The following is a 17,054-nucleotide window of genomic DNA, read 5'->3' as shown; positions in this document are numbered from 1 at the left end:
GGAAGAGCCGAATTCGCCACAGGCGAAGCGGCGCCATCACCACTGCCGCCTCCGCAACCGACGAGGCTTATACACAAGAGCGCCGCGCACAGAAGAGTTGCCGGCGAGCTCGGCGTGCATTTCATGCTTTCCCTCTCCCTGTTGTTCGACTGTTCGTGGATCGGTGCTATCGATCCGCGAGGCCTATATGCATCTGATTCGAATCGCCGCTCGTGGGCATTGCGAACATGAACTGACCGTCCTGGATCGCGACGTATGGTGTGCCGCCGCCGTCCGTTGCGGTCTTGACCTGGGCGTTGTTCGCCACCGATGTGAGAGTCAGGGAGAACGGCATCGTCGTTCCATTGGGCAGCACGTACGTGGTCGCAATGCTGGACGCGTTAAGAAGCGTGGTGCCCGGCTCGCCGGCTCCCGAATAGCTGTGCGCTGCGAAGCTGGTCCAGGCAGCTATACCGGCAGACGGCTGACGCAGCCCTGCAACCATGTAGGAGCCGACCTTCGTGTTGTTGTCGTACATCTGGATGAACGCGTACAAGGCGAGTCTGCGGCTTCCCACCTTGGCTACGTAGAAATTCATGTTGGAAAGCCCGCTGTAGAGGAGCCACGAGTCAGACGTAATTCCCAGTGCCACGCTGTAGGGGGAGGATGAACCGTCTTCACAGGTCGTGACTGGCACGAGCTGGCAGATCTTTGCATTTCGCCCGTCCTGGGCGATCACCTGGCGGAACAGGTTGACTGGAATCTTGCTTGTCACGCCGGCTGGCACGCTCGCGACCATCACGTCATACGCGCCTTCGAGTTCGGTTCTGCTAGTGACGAAGTTTCGTGCCGCGACGAAGGGCCTGACTGCATAGGTGAATGGCACCGTCGGAATCACATAGAACGGGAAAGCGCCGACGATCGCATCTTGCGCGACGCGGAATCGCGCAGTGTTCATGATTCCGGAGACCCGCGAACTCGAGAAGACATAAGTGCCCGGGTCGGCCGGGTCGGCGCTGAACGTGCCGCTGCTGGTCTGGTCGAAGTCCTCGTTCATGCGGTAGGTGCCGGCGTCGAAGTCGAGCGTCAGCCTTGAGCTCGAGCGCTGGCTTGCGAACACCTTGTAGGTGCCGTTGCGCGGGTCGACGCCGCCATGGTCCTTGAACAGTCCGACCTGGATATAACCCTGCGTGTTCGGGTTGCTGCGAGCGCCGACAACGACCGAAAGCACTTCGTTTTGCATCACGAAGTATTTCTGTTCGCCGTTCGCATTGAGTCCGTGGATGCCTATGGGGCCTGAATTGCCGCTTTCGTTCACCGGTTGGGAGACGGTGCTGGGCGTGCCCGCTGCATCGACGCTGTCGCGCGTTGCGCTGGTGGTGCTGATGAGGTTGGTGCCCCAGCGGCCGTCCGTGGAACTGCCGATATAGCGTGCGGTGGGCCAGACGGTCGAATCCTTCAGGCCAACACGAAACACATGCACATTGGGTGCCGCGTCGGTGTAGCCGCCCGACAACCAGACGTTCTGGCCGTCTATGCGCGCCATGCGGAACTGGAGGATGTCATCTGGTGACCAGATGTTGGTACCGGTCCAGTTGAAGTCGGAAGAGGCGACCAGGCTGTAGCTGCGCTTGGATGCAGGCGGGCAGCTTTCCACCCGGTAGATGACGAAATCGAAGCACATCTCCAGCAACGTACCCTGGCCCGAGATCCGCATCGGGAGTATTTGCGAGTCCGAACTGCCGTCGCTGTTGCGGCTGATGCCATAGCGGTTGTAGTCTCCATCGAGCAACGCAGGTGCGGTGACGAAGGTGCGTGCCGCGACGAAAGGCGTCACCTCGTAGGCGACCGGATCCGACCACGGCTTCTCGAACGGGAACGCCCCGACGATCGCATCGGTCGTGATGCGGAAGCGAGCCGTGTTCACCGCGCTGGTGATTCGGCTGCTTGCAAAGACATAGGTGCCAGGTTCCACCGGGTCCTCGCTGAAGGTACCGGATGTGGCGCTTCCCTTGCTGTTGACCAGCGAATAGCTCTTTGTATCGAAGTTGATCCCGAGCTTCTGCCTGGTCCCGTTGCTGCCGTCGGCGGAATAGACGTAATACACGCCGTTGCGCGGGTCGCCTGCGTTCAGGCGCGGGACGACGGAGGAAAGGTCGAGCGCGGGGCTCGTCGCCTGTTGTGCAGTCAATCCGGAGTCGTCATCGATGCCCGGTGCCTGGAGCGGGGTAGACGTGATCTGCCCGCTGGTGTCGCTCTTCATTGCCGCAGACACGCCTCCTGAGCCGGCGCTCGCACCCCCACTCTCTCCACCGCCACCGCATCCGGCAAGGCTCAACGCCAACGTGAGGAGTGCGCAGCGTGTCCACGCATTGACGTTTTCGAGCTTCATGCTCATTGATCTGCTCCCTCAATCAAGAACATTCCGAAGTCAGTGCCAAGGCCGAAACCGTGCGACATGACCACCAGCCCCTTGCTCTGCATGGCGGTGTGGATTGGGCCGATGCCCGGATCAAGGCCAATGCCACGTATGCCCTGGGGTTTGTTGATGTCGGCGGGTGCGACGGCAAGATGCTCGATGGCCTGAGTGCCGTCGGCATGTGTCGCCGTGCGGTCGAGCCAGGAGGCATCCAGCCTGATGTCGTTCCAGGAACTGTTGGAGGGGTTGAAGGTCACGCGTCTCGTGGAAGCACCACGGGCTACGACCGGTGGCCAGGCCCCGCTATCTTCGAGGCCGATGGTGAACATCTTGGTGCCCCATATGCTGTACTGCACACCCACGTAGGTCTTCTGCCCGGCCACTTCCATGATGCTGAAGTTGTACTTCCGCGCGAAGTTGGGTGAACTTGGCGGCAGGCCGGGGATCTCGGCTGTCCAATTGCCGCTCGCGGTGTCGGGCGATACGGCAAAAACTGTTTTCAGTTCGGCCGGACAGTTGTCGACGGTGTAGTTCGCTTGTGCACTTGAGTCATGCTCATCGCATATCTGCAAGGTCGTGCCGCTGTTGGCGATCCGTACTTGCCGCGCGAGCCGGCCGTAAGCTGAGACGTTGTCCGAATTCAGCGTGAACAGGTTGTAAGTGCCGTCGATTGCCGACTGCGCGGCTGCAAGAGCGTTCGAGCCGATGAAGGGTTGGACTTGGAAAAGATCCCCGAGTGGTCTGATCGGGTAGGGAAACGCGCCCACCACGGTATTTTTCGCAACGCGTAGTCGCGCCGTATTGGCGGCGGAGTCAATGCGGAGGTTGCTGACGATATAGGTGCCCGGCTCGGCAGGATCCTCGGCAAGTGTTCCGCCCGTCGAAACGCCAGCTTCGTCCGCCGTGCCATAGCTCTTCGCCTCGAGGTCGATGGTCAGGGTATGCCTCGAGCCGAGTGACGCAAAGACCGTGTATGTGCCGCTGTTCGGTCCTCGGCTGACGGGGCCGTCGATCCGCCCGATCTGAAGGTAGCCTCTTGTGTCCAGGTTGGCTGGCGTGCCTACCAGCGCGACCAGCTTCGTGTTCCGGATGGCGAAGAACCTGGCGTTTCCTGCGCCGTTGATCTGTTGCACCCCCTGCGTGCCGGTCACGACTTTCGCGTCGTAGGCGAATCCGCTGCTCGTCGCGTCCGGGCGGCGCGTGTTCGTGCTGTACATGGGCGCATCGGTCACGGCAATGCCATAGCTGCCGTCCGATGCGTATACCCGCGCCTTGATCGTTTCCTGCGCGGCTGGAATGTCGGGGAAGCCGATGCTCAGCCGTTGGTAGTTCTCGGGTGGGTACCCGGGCGTCGAGTACGGATTGGCGGCCAGGAAGGTGTTCTGGTCGCCAATGCGCGCCATCCTGAATCTGAACTTGTTGCCCGGGAAGCCGACGTTGGTGGCGAGCCATGCGTCCGATGCGTCCCTGCTGATCGTGTAGCTTTCCACCCCGGTCCCGGCGCATCCGCCACTCGAGAAGACGAGGTCGTGCATGCAGAACTTCAATCGCGCGCCGTTGCCTTCGATGCTGATTTGCTGGATCTGCGAGCTCGAATAGCCTTTCGTCGGACCCACGGCCACGCCGACGACGTTGTAGATGCCGTCGAATTGCCTCGGGTCATCCGTGAAGGAGCGGAATGCCAGGAAAGGCTGTACCGAGTAGGTGGGCGGGTTCGAATCGCCTTGCCTGAACGGGAAGCTGCCCAGGACGGCTCCGTCCACCACCTGGAAGCGCGCCGTGTTGACCTGCGCGGTGGCCCGTGGGCTGTTGAAGACGCTGACGTCGGCTTCCAGGGGATCCAGGGTAAAGGTGCCGGTGGTCACCTGCCGGGACGCGTCGGTCATCGCGTAAGTGCTGGTGTCGAAATTGATCGACAGCACCTGTTCCGTTCCATTGGCCGCATAGACCGTGTAGGCCCCATTGCGGCTGTCTCCGCCGGAGGCCCCGTGGATCAGGCCGGATGGCCGGCCTTGGTCTCGGCCTGCATCGACGAGTTGCGCCAGGATCGATTCGCTGTCGGCCTGCGATGCGGGAGCCTGCAGGCCGTAGGCAACTGCTTCGTCACCCTTGCTCGCACTCTGGACGGAGGCGCCGTCCCCTGGCGATGCCATTCCCCCTCCGCTTCCGCCGCCGCACGAGGCTAGGCCCATGCACAACGCAACCGCGCCTCCGAGCGCGGCGAATGTTTTTTTCATTGCTTATTCTCCGAATCGGCTCTTTGATGCTGTAGCACCGGCCTATGCCCCCTCCGGGCATTTCTTTGAATCGTATCTACGATTGTTGACTTTGCATACTTTCTATAACAAAAATTGCAAAATCGTTGCCAAGTATCTGACGGCTGGTCCTTCCCTTCTTCTCTTTCTCTCCCTATCTAGAACGCCTCCGTCATCCCATACGCCCGCATCTGCGCCTCGAACCGCGCCACGTCGTGGCTCAGCACCACGAGGTCGTGCGTCACGCCCTGCCAGTCCTTCACGTGCTTGCTCAGCAGCGCCTCGGGGCGAAAGCCCAGGGCCTGGAAGACGGCGATGGCGCTGCGCTGGTCGATGGTCATGCGGGCGACGAGCTTTTCCGCTCCGCGCTCAATGGCCAGCGAGCAGGCCTCGCGCGCGAGCCGCTGGCCCAGGCCGCTGCCGCGCTGCTCGGGCGCGGCCAGCACGCGCAGCTCGGCGACGTGACTGGACCACGAGTGCGGATCGCGGATCACCGCCGCGCAGCCAAGTACCGCGGCTTCGCGCACCGCGAGCACGCTGTCGATGTCGCCGCGCTCGATGGCTCGCACCCAGGCGTTCATCACCTTGGGCTGGGTGATGTCGCGTGGCAAAAAGAGCAGGTCGTGCGCGGGCAGTGCCTGCGCGAAGGCCAGCACGGCGGCAGCGTCGTCCGCGGTCATCAGGCGCAGGACGATGTTGCCTTCGCTGCTCGTCACGGTGCGCGGATAGGTCCGCGAAAAGGAATCGGAAACGGCGGTGATGGTCATGTCGATCGCACTCCAAGCCATTCGTCGAGTTTGGGCCACAGCCTGCGCACTGCGTTGGGGCCGGCGGCAAGGCTGACGTGGCCGCCCTTGAGCACCACTTCTTCCTTGTCGGCCGAGCCGATGCCGGCAATCAGCGGCTGCCCCGCTTCATACGGAACGATGTGGTCGTGCTGCGCAAGCGCGTGCAGCACCGGCACCTTGATGTTCTTCAGCAGCACCTTGCGCCCGCCGAGCATCAGTTCGCCCTTGTGCAGCTTGTTGCCCCACATGAGTTCCTTAACGGTCTGGCGGAAATACTCGCCGGCCAGCGGAAGCATCTCGGTGCCCCAGCGATCGAACATGCGGTACGACTTGACGAACTCGTCGTTGTCCATGTTGTCCCACAGCTGCACCACGCCTGCGCTGCGGCCCGCCGGGCGCAGCATGTCGAAGGAGGCGAACAGCATCTCGGGCGGCACGTTGCCCACGGTGTCGACCAGCCGGTCGACGTCGAAGTAGCGCTTGTCCGACCACGCATGGAACATCTTCATGTGGCTGAAGTCGATCGGCGTGGTGAAGAGCGCAAGGTTCTTCATCGGCCCGCCGGGGTGCAGCGCCGCATAGAGCGTGGAGAGCACGCCGCCCATGCAGTAACCGATGAGTGTGACGTCTTCCTCGCCCGAGCGTTCCTGCACGCGCCGCAGCGAATCGGGGATGAAGTCGAGCACGTAGTCTTCGATGCGCAGGCGCTTCTCGTCGGGGCGCGGCGCGTTCCAGTCCATCATGTAGACGTCGTAGCCCTGCAGCAGCAGGTGCTCGACCATGCTCTGGCCCGGAGCGAGGTCGAGGATGTAGCCGCGGTTGGTGGTTGCCATGACGATCAGCACCGGCACGCGGTAGATCTCGTCGACCATCGGGCGGTAGTGGTACAGGCTCAGCGTGCCGCGCCGGTGGATCTCGTCCTTCGGCGTCTGGCCGACGGTGGGCGTGGCCGAGGTGAGGAAGTCCAGGCCCTTGATGTTGCGCTGGATCGCGCGCTCGATCTCTGCGCCGATGTCGGGCAGGGCGAAGGCATCGAGGGCGGTGGTCATGCCGGGCGCTTTCCTGCTGGCTTGCGCGTGCGGGCCGGCTTCGCCGTTGCGGCCGGCGGCGGGCTCGGCGGCTGGCGCGTGCGGCGCGGCTTCGGTGCGGCAGCTTGCGCGGTCGGCGCGGGGCCGGAGCCGCCTTCCACCGCACGGGCGATGCGCGCAAGGTGATCGTCGATGCGCTGCAGTTGCTCGCCCAGCACCTGGAGGTCGGCGCGCGTGGGCAGGTTCAGCAGCGTCAGGTAGCGCGCCATCAGGTCGCCCAGCGCCTTCTGCGCGGTGAGCGAGGCGTTCATGCCGCCGTGCATGCCCTGGCGGAAAGGGTCGGAGGCCATGGCCTCGTTGGCGAACTCGTTGGTGCTCTTTTCCCACTGGGCGGTGAGCTCGCGCCACATCGCCATCGGGTCGAGCGGGGAGAACTGGTTCATGGCAGGTGCTCCCTTGTCTGTCGTTCTTGTCTCAGGTGTTCGGGTGCCGCGCCGTGTGCGCCGTGTGCGCGGAAATGGCGTCGACGATCTGCGGCCACATCGGAATGGGCAGCGCGTGGCCCATGCGCGGAATGCGCAGCAGCTGCGCGCCCGGGATGGCATCGGCCACGTCGACCCCGCAGGCCACCGGCACCAGCGGGTCGGCGTCGCCGTGGATCACCAGCGTTGGCACGCGCACGTCGCGCAGCGCGGGCTTGCGGTTGCCCGAGGCCAGGATGGCCGCGAGCTGCCGTGCCACGCCGGCCGGGTTGAGGCCGCGCAGGAACACGAGCTGGGCCTTTTCGGCGTCGCGCGCCTCGTCGAGCGGAAAGTCAGACGGGCCGCGCAGCACGCGCCACACCCCGGCGTAGTGCGGCAGGTAGGCCTCGAAGGTCGTCGGCGAAGGCGTGAACAGCACGGCCATCGCCTCGGGCGTGGGCGGCGGCAGGCCCGGAGCGCCGGTGGTCGACATGATGCTGGTGAACGACAGCATGCGGTGCGGGTGGTGGATGCACAGCTCCTGCCCGATGGCGCCGCCCATCGAGGCGCCCACGATGTGGGCACGCGCGATGCCGAGCGCGTCTAGCAGCCCGACGCAGTCGGCGGCCATGTCGCGCAGGTTGTAGGGCGTTCGCAGCGGCTGGCCCGCCATCGCCTGCGCCATCAGCGCCTGGATGTCGGGCACGCCGAGGTGCGAGAGATGCGTCGAATGGCCGATGTCGCGGTTGTCGAAGCGGATCACGCGGTGCCCGCCGGCTTCGGCGAGCCGGGCGCAGAACGCGTCGTCCCACGCCACCATCTGCGCGCCGAGGCCCATGACCAGCAGCAGCGGCGGTGCACCGGCGTCGCCGAAGCTGTCCCAGGCGAGCTCGATGCCGTTGGCGCGCGTGCGCTGCTCGACGCGGGGCGGGACTGCGGTCATGGCTGCGGCCCGGCTTACTTGCGCTGCAGCAGCTTCGTCACTTCGTCCACGTTGGCCTGGATGCGCTGGCGCACCACGTCGAAGGCATCGGCCTGCGATTTGGCGGCGAGGTTGGCCAGCTCCTTGATGTCGTCGATGGCGCGCTGGAAAGACTGGCGGCCGAGTTCGTCGAGCTTGGCCAGGTTTTCCTTCGGGTCCTTGCCCGGCATTGCCTTGGCGGCGGTCTGCCATTCGGCAATCGCGCTCTTGATCATTTCGGTCTGCCGCTGCACGACGGTCTGCAGGCCCTGGTAGGACTTCTCGTTGGCCTGCATCAGCGCCGCCAGGTCCTTGCGGCCGCTCTCCAGCAGCTTGCCGGCACCGCCGGTCAGGTTGAGGTTCTGCAGCTTGTCGGCCATGCCCTTCAGCGGATTGAGCATGTCCGCGGCGGTCGGCATCGCCGTCTTCGCGCTGGCGGTGCTGCTGCTGGCGGTGGTCTTCTTGGCGGCGGCTTTCTTGGCAGTGGCCATGGTGCGGAATCTCCTGTGACGGTGAACGGTTGGATGGCAGGGACCAGCCTGACGGCAAAAGTCCCTCGCCACGATACGCCGCACAGATGCACCGGAGGTTGCCGCAGCGACAAAAATGCCTGCGGGATTTCCCTTGGGTGCCGGGCTTCTTCTTACATCGGCGGCGCAAAGCCGTTGCGGCCGGCCGTGACGCGCAATGCCGTGGGCGTGCCGTTCTTCTCCTGCGCATTGACCAGCACGTGGGCGCCGGGCACCAGCAGCGCGTCGGTGCCGGGGCGGAAGGTGACCACGGGCACATCGGGCGGCACGATGACGGTCTTCTCGCCACCCTTGTAGGTCAGCCGCAGCTGCTGGCCGCCGCGCACCGACTTCGGCGCCGCGGCCAGGTCGGCGACCGTGGCGTTGGTCATGGTGCTCTGGGGCAGCAGGTCCCATGGGCGGTGGCCTTCGCCCGTGCCGCGCGCAGCCTCGGGGAACACCACCACTTCGAGCGCCTTCTGCGTACCGTCGGCCTGCGGCATGGCGGCGGTGCCGATGAAGCTGCCGCGCTTGATGTCGGACAGCTTGATGCGGTAGACCTCGGACACGGCCATCTCGGCCGGGCGTGCGAGCGAGACGACCTCGCCGCCGCGGTCCTGCACGACGAGGGTGTTGGCATCGACGCGCACGATGGTGCCGCGGATGCGTACGGTGTCGGGGCTTTGCGCCGATGCGGTGACCGGCAGCACGGCGGCGGTCAGGCAAAGGGCGGTGGCGGTGGTGGCGAGCAGGGCTTTGGACGCGCTGGACAGGGAAATCGGCATGGTGGCTTTCGGGGGCGATGGGAGTCCGGCCAATGTACGTCGCGGCGGCGAATCGTGCAGACCGCCGACTTAGGCCTGAATGAGCAAGAAAAAAGGCCGCACACCGCGCGATGCGGTGTGCGGCCTTTTTTACGAAGAGCCTGGAGCGTCAGTCGATCAGGCCGATTTCAAGCGCACCGGCCGTGGCCGGGTTGCGCGAGCCGACCATCGCAAAGAGCTTGCTGCTCTGGCTTGCGAAGTGGAACGCGGTGCCGCCGAACGTTGCCGCGCGCATGTTGAGCGGGCCGATCGTGCCCATCGAACCCAGCGTCGCACTGAGCGTGGCCGTGGTGCCGTCGGGTAGCACCTGCGCGCGGGCGTAGTTGACGGCGTCGATGGACGTGCCGCCCCAGCTGCCGTTGGTGGCGCCACCGCGTGCGGCGATGGTGGGCCATGTAGAGCGCTCCGGCAGGCCGATGCGGAACTGCGAGATCGTGGGCGTCGAGGAGCTGACGCCGGCCCCGAGGTAGACGTTCTCGCCACCGATGCGTGCGATCCCGAAGTTGCCGTTGTCGGAGGGATTGGTCACGCTCACGATGTGCCAGGTGTCGACGGTCGGGCCGGCCGACACGGTGTAGGTCCGCAGGGAGGCTGCAGGGCAGTTGTCGATGCGGTAGATCCCGTTGTCATTGCACAGGTAGAGCGTGGCGCCTCCGTTGGCGATCTGGACCTGCGTGATCGACGAATCGCCGGTGGTGGCCGTCAGGTTGATGCCCAGACGGTTGTAGGTACCGGCCAGGTCGGCCTGCGTCCTCACCAGCGCACGCGATGCCACGAACGGCCGCACGCCATAGCTCACCGGGGTGACCTGCGCGACAGCGAACGGGAACGATCCGACCACCGTGTCCGTCGCAAGGCGGAAGCGCGCCGTGTTCACCGGGCTCGTGATGCGGCTGCTGTCGAAGACGAAGCTGCCGGCTTCTGCCGCGTCTTCGGCGAAGCTGCCGGAAGCTACGGTGCCGGCCTCGTCGGTCATCTCGTAGCGCTTGCTGTCGAGGTTAAGCGCCAGCGTCTGCCGCGTGCCGTTGGTGGCGTAGACCTTGTAGCGGCCATTGCGCGCGTCGGGCGCGGTGCCGGTGTCGATCAGGTTGATCTGGATGTAGCCCTGCGTGTTGGGGTTGCGCGAACCGACGACCACCGAGAGCAGGCCGTTCTGCATCGCGAAGTAGCTGCTCGCGCCGCCGCTGTTGACGGTGCGGATGCCTTCGGGCGGCAGCGGAAAGGTGCCGCCTATCGGCATCGTCAGGGTGCCGTAGGTGCCGTCCGTGCTGGTGGCTGTGCGCACCGAGTTGGCGGTGTCGATCAGGTTGCTGCCCCAACTGCCCGTGGTCGATGCGCCGATGCCGCGGGTGGTGGGCCAGTTCGAAGAGTCGGGCAGACCGATCCTCAAGAGCTGGGTGGCCGGCGCAGTCGGGCTGGTGCCCGCCGCCAGATAGACGTTCTGGCCGCCGATGCGCGCCATCCGGAACCTCACTGTGTCAGCGGCATCGGCAATGTTGGTCGCAACCCACGCGCTGTCGATGTCTGCGGCGATTGTGTAGGTTCGCTTCGACGTGGCGGGACACAAGGCGATTCGGTAGACCACGTTGTCGAGACAGATCTCGAGCGTCGTGCCGGTGCCGGAGACGCGCATGGACAGGATTTGCGAGTCCGAAGCGCCGGCGCCGTTGCGTGTTATGCCGAGGCGGTTGTAGTCGCTGTCGAGCAGTGCGGCGTCACTCACGAAATCGCGCGCGGCGATGAAGGGCTGCGCGGCATACGCAGCGGGGCTCGAGTACGCGGTCTGGAACGGGAAGGCACCGACGATGGCGTCCGTCGTCACCCTGAAGCGCGACGTATTGGCTGCGGTCGTGATCCGACTGCTGGCAAAGACGTAGGTCCCCGGCTCGGTGAAGTCTTCGCTGAAAGTGCCGGACTCGGCCAGGCCGAGGTTGTCCGTCATCGTGTAGCTGCCGGCGTCGAAATCGACCGCCAGTTGCTGTTGCGTGCCATTGGCCGCGTAGACGCGATAGCTGCCGTTGCGCGCGTCCGCACCCAGGGTCTTGCCGGCCGCGACCTCCGGCTTGCCGCTGCCGCCCGACGACAGCGAAAGGCCACCGGAGCCGCCGCCTCCTCCCCCGCAAGCCGCCAGCAAGGCGACCATGCACCAACTTGCAAGATTCCTCGTCATCCTCATTTTTGTGCCCTTTTGTTTTCAGATAGGCTCGACAACAGGCCGGTTGGCTGCTGAACCAAACCTGAGGAAATCGTAACCAGAGGTCAATGTCACTCCGAGGGTGACAAATGTCAGCCAAGCCCCGAGCATTGGCGCAGGCTCTTGCCCCGTCTACAATCCGCCGTTCCGAGGAGCGTTGCAGCGCCGTCAGGCGTGAGGCTCGGACCACACATCGCAACCACGCTCACCCGCTGTTCTTGCGGTGAGTCCGTTCCCCGTACGCAGCGGCATCTTTCAAACCAGTTTTGTTGGAGTTCCCATGAGCGCTGTTCTCAAGCCCACCCCCGTTTCGACCGCCGACCAGGCGATCGCCGACCTGTCCCTCGCCGCCTGGGGCCGCAAGGAAATCAAGATCGCGGAAACCGAGATGCCCGGCCTGATGGCCATCCGCGAAGAGTTCTCGAAGGCGCAGCCGCTGAAGGGCGCGCGCATCACGGGCTCGCTGCACATGACCATTCAAACGGCCGTGCTGATCGAGACGCTGCAGGCGCTAGGCGCGACCGTGCGCTGGGCCTCGTGCAACATCTTCTCGACACAGGACCACGCCGCCGCCGCCATCGCCGCGGCAGGTACGCCGGTGTTCGCCATCAAGGGTGAGTCGCTGAAGGATTACTGGGACTACACCCACGCCATCTTCGACTTCGGCCCCAAGGACTCGAAGGGCGAAGGCCCGAACATGATCCTGGACGACGGCGGCGACGCCACGCTGCTGATGCACCTGGGCCAGCGCGCCGAGAAGGACCTGGGCGTGCTCGCCAACCCGGGCAGCGAGGAAGAGCGCATTCTTTTCGCCGCCATCAAGGCCAAGCTGGCCGTCGATTCGACCTGGTACACCCGCAAGTCGGCCGAGATCATCGGCGTGACCGAGGAAACCACCACCGGCGTGCACCGCCTGAACGAGATGAGCGCCAAGGGCACGCTGCTGTTCCGCGCCATCAACGTGAACGACTCGGTCACCAAGAGCAAGTTCGACAACCTGTACGGCTGCCGCGAATCGCTGGTGGACGGCATCAAGCGCGCGACCGACGTGATGATCGCCGGCAAGGTGGCGTGCGTGGCCGGCTACGGCGACGTGGGCAAGGGCTCGGCTCAGGCGCTGCGCGCACTGTCGGCGCAAGTGTGGGTCACCGAGATCGACCCGATCAACGCCCTGCAGGCCGCGATGGAAGGCTACAAGGTCGTGACGATGGAATATGCCGCCGACAAGGCCGACATCTTCGTGACGACCACCGGCAACAAGGACGTCATCACGCACGACACGATGGCCAAGATGAAGGACCAGGCCATCGTCTGCAACATCGGTCACTTCGACAACGAGATCGACGTCGCGTCGATCGAGAAGTACGAGTGGGAAGAGATCAAGCCGCAGGTCGACCACATCAAGTTCCCGGACGGCAAGAAGATCATCCTGTTGGCCAAGGGCCGCCTCGTGAACCTGGGCTGCGGCACGGGCCACCCGAGCTTCGTGATGTCGTCGTCGTTCGCGAACCAGACCATCGCCCAGATCGAGCTGTTCACCAAGCCCGACGCCTACCAGGCCGGCAAGGTCTACGTGCTGCCCAAGCACTTGGACGAGAAGGTCGCGCGCCTGCACCTGAAGAAGGTCGGCGCCATGCTCACCGAGCTGACCGACGCGCAGGCCGCCTACATCGGCGTGAGCAAGAACGGCCCGTACAAGCCGGACACGTACCGCTACTGATCGACAACGGATGCGCGCTGATCAACTGTTGGTGGAGCGCGGCCTGGCCGCGTCGCGTTCGCAAGCGGTGCGGCTCATTGCCGGCGGCCTGCGCTGGCGCGATGCGGGCACGAGCGACGCGTGGCGCTCGGTCGTCAAGAACAAGGACGACGTGCCTGAGTCGGCCGAGCTCGAGCTGGCCGATGCGGCCGAGGCACGCTATGTGTCGCGCGGCGGGCTCAAGCTCGAAGGCGCGTTGGCCGAGAGCGGCATCGATCCCTCCGGCAAGCTGTGCCTCGACGTGGGCCAGTCGACCGGCGGGTTTACCGATTGCCTGCTGCAGCGCGGTGCCGCGAAGGTGGTTGGCGTCGATGTCGGCCACGGGCAGCTGCATGCACGGCTGCGCGAGGACGAGCGCGTGGTTGCCATCGAAGGCGTCAATGCGCGTGCGTTGTCGCCCGATGACCTGGAAGAAGAAGGCGAGTCGCGTTTCGACCTGATCGTTGGCGACCTCTCGTTCATTTCGCTCACGCTGGTGCTGCCTGCGGTGGTCGAATTCCTGGCCGACTACGGGCGTCTGCTGATGCTGGTCAAGCCGCAGTTCGAACTGCAGCCCGGCCAGGTCGGCAAGGGCGGCATCGTGCGCGACGAGTCGATGTATGCGGTGGTCGAAAAACGCCTGCACGATGCCTGCGAGGCGCTGGGCCTGCGGGTGCTGCAGTGGTTCGACAGCCCGATCGCCGGAGGCGACGGCAACCGCGAGTTTTTCATTCACGCCGTTCGTGCCGTCCAGGACGCGAACGACGGTTCCTAAGGAGACGCAGGTGCGCCTTCCGCTGAGTTTCGAATTCTTCCCGACCAAGACGCCCGAAGGCGCGGTCAAGCTGCGCGCCGTGCGCCAGCAGCTGTATGTGCGCAAGCCGCAGTTCTGCTCGGTCACGTACGGCGCGGGCGGCTCCACGCACCAGGGCACTTTCGGTGCGGTGCAGGAGATCCTGTCCGAAGGCGTGGACGCCGCGAGCCACTTCTCGTGCATCGGCGCCACGCGCGCCACGGTGCGCGAGCAGCTCGCCGAGCTGAAGGCCATGGGCGTCAAGCGCCTCGTGGCCCTGCGCGGCGACCTGCCGAGCGGCTACGGCATCGGCGGCGAATTCCTGTATGCGAGCGACCTCGTCGCCTTCATCCGCGAAGAGACCGGCCGAGACTTCCACATCGAGGTGGCCTGCTACCCCGAGATCCATCCGCAGGCCCGTTCGCCCGAGGCTGATCTGCAGGCCTTTGCCGCCAAGGTGAAGGCGGGCGCCGATTCGGCAATCACGCAGTACTTCTTCAGCCCCGAGGCCTACTTCCGCTTCGTCGACGACGCGCGCAAGCTGGGGCTCGACACGCCGATCGTGCCGGGCATCATGCCGATCACGAGTTCGACGCAGCTCATGCGCTTCTCGGACGCCTGCGGCGCCGAGATTCCGCGCTGGATCCGCCTGCGTCTGCAAAGCTTCGGCGACGACACGGCATCGATCAAGGCCTTCGGCCTCGACGTGGTGACCGACCTGTGCGCGCGCCTGCGCGACGGCGGCGCCCCGGCGCTGCACTTCTACACGATGAACCAGTCGGCGGCCACGCTGGCTGTACTGGAGCGCCTCGATTGAGAGGGCGCGCGGGGCTTCGTGCAGTCCTGGTCGCTGCGACCTGCGTTCTCGCCGGTTGCGCCATGCCGCCGGCCACGGACGCCGAAGGCGGAACGGGGAAGCTGCTGCCCTTGCCCCGCGCCATCGCGGTGCCGCCGGGCGCCGCGCCGCGTTCGAGCGTGCCGTCGGTGCGCTATGACCTGGCGGTGTCCGGAATGGGCGAACAGACGCCGGACGACGGCGTGCCCGGCGACGACGGGCCGCGTGAAATCTTCGAGCGCGGCGGCGCCTCCTGGTACGGCATCCAGTTCCACCAGCGCAAGACCGCCAGCGGCGAGCGCTTCGACATGACCGCCCTGACGGCGGCCCACAAGACCCTGCCTTTCAACACGCGCGTGTGCGTGCGCAGCCTCGTCAACGGCAGCGAGGTGCTGGTGCGCATCAACGACCGCGGGCCCTATGCAGCGGGCCGGGTGATCGACCTGAGCCGCGCGGCGGCCGACCGCATCGGCCTGACGGGCCTGGGCATCAAGCAAGTGGCGCTGTCGATCGTCGACCGTGAAGGGATGCGCTGCGGTGGTTTGCCGGTGGAGGCAGGCGATGCGTCGGCGCCAGTGGCGGCTGCGGCCGTGCAGCAGCGAGCCAAGTCGCCGGTGCCCGCGCGGCGCAAGGTGATCGTGCCGCCTCGTCGCCGTAAATAAGAAACGAAAAGGCGGAGGCTCAGCCGCCCGAATCGAGCGAGAAGGCGGCGTGCCGGTCTTGCGCCAGGCGCTCCACCAGCTGCGGCAGCGCAGCCGCCAGCAGCGGCTTCAGCGTGTACGGCGGATTGATCAGGAACATGCCGCTGGCCGGCAGCCCCGGCCGGTGGGTTTCGCCCGACGCGTCCGTCGTGATCTTGCTGGACTTGACCGTCAGCGTGGCGTGCAGCCACGACTTGCCGGCCTTGGTCGCCATCGTCTTGAGCCGGCGCGGCAAGTCGTGCGCCTCGGGGCGCGGAATGATCGGATACCAGATCGCGTAGGTGCCGGTGGCAAAGCGCTTGAGCGCCTCGGCCGCGAAATCGAGCACCCGGCCGTAGTCGGTCTTCATCTCGTAGCTGGGGTCCATAAGCACCAGCGCGCGGCGCGACGGCGGCGGCAGGAACTTGGTGGCGCTGCCGAAGCCGTCTTCGCGCAACACCGCGATCTGGCGGCCGGCCTCGAGCTGGGCGATGTTGGCGTCCAGCGTGCGGGCGTCGGTCGGGTGCAGCTCGAACAGCTTGAGCTTGTCGTGGTCGCGCAGCAGGTGCTGCACGATGAACGGCGAGCCGGGGTAGACGCGCGCGCCGCCCTTGGGGTTGAAGTCGTGGATCACGCTGAGGTAGCGGGCGATAGCGTCGGCCAGCGGGGCTTCGGCTTCGGGTGCTACCTTTTTGCTAGCGGACTTCGCCGCGGGGGCGGGCGTGGTGGGCTCTTTCTTGTCCGAAAGAAGGCGCAGGATGCCGTCAGCCGCTTCGCCGCTGGTGCCGGCGTAGTCGCCGTCGAGCCGGTACAGGCCGGCGCCGGCGTGGGTGTCGACGACCGTCAGGGCTGCCTCTTTTTCAAGCAGATGGTCGAGCGTGGCAATCAGCACCGTGTGCTTGAGCACGTCGGCGTGGTTGCCGGCATGGAAGGCGTGGCGGTAACTGAACATAGGGGGAGGATGGTAACGGTGTTGGGCCGCACATATGCGAATTTGCCAGCACAGGGCCATTCTTTATATAATCGCGGGCTTCGCAGCGTTTTTGTGGCCCCGCGGCGAAGACTACCTTCCCACCTAAGAGATTCCCGTCAGAGGAACGCCGACCGTGGAAAAGGGCCCGACAAACCCTCTTTTCAAGAGAAAAACTCATGACCAAAACGTTCAGCGCCAAGCCCGCTGACGTGACGCACGAGTGGTTTGTGATTGACGCGACCGACAAGGTCCTCGGACGAGTAGCCAGCGAAGTTGCTCTCCGTTTGCGCGGCAAACACAAGGCCATTTACACGCCTCACGTCGATACCGGTGACTTCATCGTCATCATCAACGCCGCGCAACTGCGCGTCACCGGCGCCAAGTCGATCGACAAGGTGTACTACCGTCACTCGGGCTACCCGGGCGGTATCACGGCGACGAACTTCCGCGACATGCAATCCAAGCACCCGGGCCGCGCCCTGGAAAAGGCTGTCAAGGGCATGCTGCCCAAGGGCCCGCTTGGTTACGCGATGATCAAGAAACTCAAGGTGTACGGTGGTGCTGAACACCCGCATACCGCCCAACAGCCCAAAGTGCTGGAACTGTAAGGAGCCTTG

15 protein-coding genes and 1 riboswitch are annotated in these 17,054 nt (G+C 65.3%); of the genes, 5 read left to right on the top strand and 10 right to left on the bottom strand.

Annotation, left to right across the window (positions count from 1 at the left end; translation table 11 throughout):
• Positions 1–166: 166 nt before the first annotated feature.
• The 9 genes from ACZYSP_RS18990 to ACZYSP_RS18950 form a co-directional block, all read right to left on the bottom strand.
• On the bottom strand, positions 167–2,377 hold the full coding sequence (locus ACZYSP_RS18990; protein WP_489015880.1) for a hypothetical protein: 2,211 nt from the start codon (positions 2,375–2,377) through the stop codon (positions 167–169).
• Positions 2,374–4,635 carry a hypothetical protein gene (locus ACZYSP_RS18985; protein WP_489015878.1) on the bottom strand — a complete coding sequence of 754 codons (2,262 nt, stop codon included), beginning with the start codon at positions 4,633–4,635 and terminating at the stop codon, positions 2,374–2,376. Before ACZYSP_RS18985 ends, ACZYSP_RS18990 begins: the two co-directional genes overlap by 4 nt.
• 176 nt (positions 4,636–4,811) lie before the next feature.
• On the bottom strand, positions 4,812–5,420 hold the full coding sequence (locus ACZYSP_RS18980) for a GNAT family N-acetyltransferase (RefSeq protein ID WP_354338664.1): 609 nt from the start codon (positions 5,418–5,420) through the stop codon (positions 4,812–4,814).
• The gene (locus ACZYSP_RS18975; protein WP_093078396.1) at positions 5,417–6,490 is read right to left on the bottom strand and encodes an alpha/beta fold hydrolase; all 1,074 of its coding nucleotides are present in this window, start codon (positions 6,488–6,490) and stop codon (positions 5,417–5,419) included. Before ACZYSP_RS18975 ends, ACZYSP_RS18980 begins: the two co-directional genes overlap by 4 nt.
• Positions 6,487–6,912 carry a hypothetical protein gene (locus ACZYSP_RS18970; protein WP_093078397.1) on the bottom strand — a complete coding sequence of 142 codons (426 nt, stop codon included), beginning with the start codon at positions 6,910–6,912 and terminating at the stop codon, positions 6,487–6,489. The genes ACZYSP_RS18975 and ACZYSP_RS18970 overlap by 4 nt, the downstream gene beginning before the upstream one ends.
• Before the next feature lie 31 nt (positions 6,913–6,943).
• Positions 6,944–7,873 (bottom strand): alpha/beta fold hydrolase, encoded by a 930-nt coding sequence (locus ACZYSP_RS18965; RefSeq protein ID WP_489015875.1) that lies wholly within the window; start codon positions 7,871–7,873, stop codon positions 6,944–6,946.
• A 14-nt stretch (positions 7,874–7,887) separates the two neighbouring features.
• Entirely contained in the window at positions 7,888–8,382 is a 495-nt protein-coding gene (phaP, locus tag ACZYSP_RS18960; RefSeq protein WP_093056706.1) for a TIGR01841 family phasin, read from the bottom strand.
• 152 nt (positions 8,383–8,534) lie between these two features.
• Positions 8,535–9,185, bottom strand: a complete 651-nt coding sequence (locus ACZYSP_RS18955; protein WP_093177320.1) for a hypothetical protein — start codon at positions 9,183–9,185, stop codon at positions 8,535–8,537.
• 148 nt (positions 9,186–9,333) lie between these two features.
• Positions 9,334–11,367, bottom strand: a complete 2,034-nt coding sequence (locus ACZYSP_RS18950; protein ID WP_489015872.1) for a hypothetical protein — start codon at positions 11,365–11,367, stop codon at positions 9,334–9,336.
• 194 nt (positions 11,368–11,561) lie between these two features.
• Positions 11,562–11,632, top strand: a riboswitch (S-adenosyl-L-homocysteine riboswitch).
• A 66-nt stretch (positions 11,633–11,698) separates the two neighbouring features.
• Between ACZYSP_RS18950 and ahcY the strand changes: the two genes are divergently transcribed.
• From ahcY to ACZYSP_RS18930, 4 genes are all read left to right on the top strand, one after another.
• Positions 11,699–13,138, top strand: a complete 1,440-nt coding sequence (gene ahcY, locus ACZYSP_RS18945) for an adenosylhomocysteinase (protein WP_093078405.1) — start codon at positions 11,699–11,701, stop codon at positions 13,136–13,138.
• 10 nt (positions 13,139–13,148) lie between these two features.
• Positions 13,149–13,931 (top strand): TlyA family RNA methyltransferase, encoded by a 783-nt coding sequence (locus ACZYSP_RS18940; protein WP_354338658.1) that lies wholly within the window; start codon positions 13,149–13,151, stop codon positions 13,929–13,931.
• 10 nt (positions 13,932–13,941) lie between these two features.
• Positions 13,942–14,766 carry a methylenetetrahydrofolate reductase [NAD(P)H] gene (gene metF, locus ACZYSP_RS18935; protein ID WP_093056701.1) on the top strand — a complete coding sequence of 275 codons (825 nt, stop codon included), beginning with the start codon at positions 13,942–13,944 and terminating at the stop codon, positions 14,764–14,766.
• Positions 14,767–14,828: 62 nt separating this feature from the next.
• Positions 14,829–15,446, top strand: coding sequence for a septal ring lytic transglycosylase RlpA family protein (locus ACZYSP_RS18930; RefSeq protein ID WP_093078408.1), 618 nt, complete (start codon positions 14,829–14,831; stop codon positions 15,444–15,446).
• A gap of 19 nt (positions 15,447–15,465) precedes the next feature.
• Here ACZYSP_RS18930 and ACZYSP_RS18925 read toward each other — a convergent pair whose 3' ends face one another.
• Positions 15,466–16,416 (bottom strand): 23S rRNA (adenine(2030)-N(6))-methyltransferase RlmJ, encoded by a 951-nt coding sequence (locus ACZYSP_RS18925; protein ID WP_093177325.1) that lies wholly within the window; start codon positions 16,414–16,416, stop codon positions 15,466–15,468.
• A 197-nt stretch (positions 16,417–16,613) separates the two neighbouring features.
• Between ACZYSP_RS18925 and rplM the strand changes: the two genes are divergently transcribed.
• A complete protein-coding gene (gene rplM / locus ACZYSP_RS18920) occupies positions 16,614–17,045 on the top strand; it encodes a 50S ribosomal protein L13 (RefSeq protein ID WP_028259766.1) in 432 nt (143 codons plus the stop codon).
• Positions 17,046–17,054 lie beyond the last annotated feature (9 nt).

Source organism: Variovorax sp. F042 (assembly GCF_057814215.1).
This window is presented reverse-complemented; position numbering and strand designations above follow the sequence as displayed.

Bases quoted from the DNA above. Each gene is read 5' to 3' on its own strand.
- ACZYSP_RS18990 (WP_489015880.1), bottom strand. From the start codon at position 2,377: ATGAGCATGAAGCTCGAAAACGTCAATGCGTGGACACGCTGCGCACTC.
- ACZYSP_RS18985 (WP_489015878.1), bottom strand. From the start codon at position 4,635: ATGAAAAAAACATTCGCCGCGCTCGGAGGCGCGGTTGCGTTGTGCATG.
- ACZYSP_RS18980 (WP_354338664.1), bottom strand. From the start codon at position 5,420: ATGACCATCACCGCCGTTTCCGATTCCTTTTCGCGGACCTATCCGCGC.
- ACZYSP_RS18975 (WP_093078396.1), bottom strand. From the start codon at position 6,490: ATGACCACCGCCCTCGATGCCTTCGCCCTGCCCGACATCGGCGCAGAG.
- ACZYSP_RS18970 (WP_093078397.1), bottom strand. From the start codon at position 6,912: ATGAACCAGTTCTCCCCGCTCGACCCGATGGCGATGTGGCGCGAGCTC.
- ACZYSP_RS18965 (WP_489015875.1), bottom strand. From the start codon at position 7,873: ATGACCGCAGTCCCGCCCCGCGTCGAGCAGCGCACGCGCGCCAACGGC.
- phaP (WP_093056706.1), bottom strand. From the start codon at position 8,382: ATGGCCACTGCCAAGAAAGCCGCCGCCAAGAAGACCACCGCCAGCAGC.
- ACZYSP_RS18955 (WP_093177320.1), bottom strand. From the start codon at position 9,185: ATGCCGATTTCCCTGTCCAGCGCGTCCAAAGCCCTGCTCGCCACCACC.
- ACZYSP_RS18950 (WP_489015872.1), bottom strand. From the start codon at position 11,367: ATGGTCGCCTTGCTGGCGGCTTGCGGGGGAGGAGGCGGCGGCTCCGGT.
- ahcY (WP_093078405.1), top strand. From the start codon at position 11,699: ATGAGCGCTGTTCTCAAGCCCACCCCCGTTTCGACCGCCGACCAGGCG.
- ACZYSP_RS18940 (WP_354338658.1), top strand. From the start codon at position 13,149: ATGCGCGCTGATCAACTGTTGGTGGAGCGCGGCCTGGCCGCGTCGCGT.
- ACZYSP_RS18930 (WP_093078408.1), top strand. From the start codon at position 14,829: ATGCCGCCGGCCACGGACGCCGAAGGCGGAACGGGGAAGCTGCTGCCC.
- ACZYSP_RS18925 (WP_093177325.1), bottom strand. From the start codon at position 16,416: ATGTTCAGTTACCGCCACGCCTTCCATGCCGGCAACCACGCCGACGTG.
- rplM (WP_028259766.1), top strand. From the start codon at position 16,614: ATGACCAAAACGTTCAGCGCCAAGCCCGCTGACGTGACGCACGAGTGG.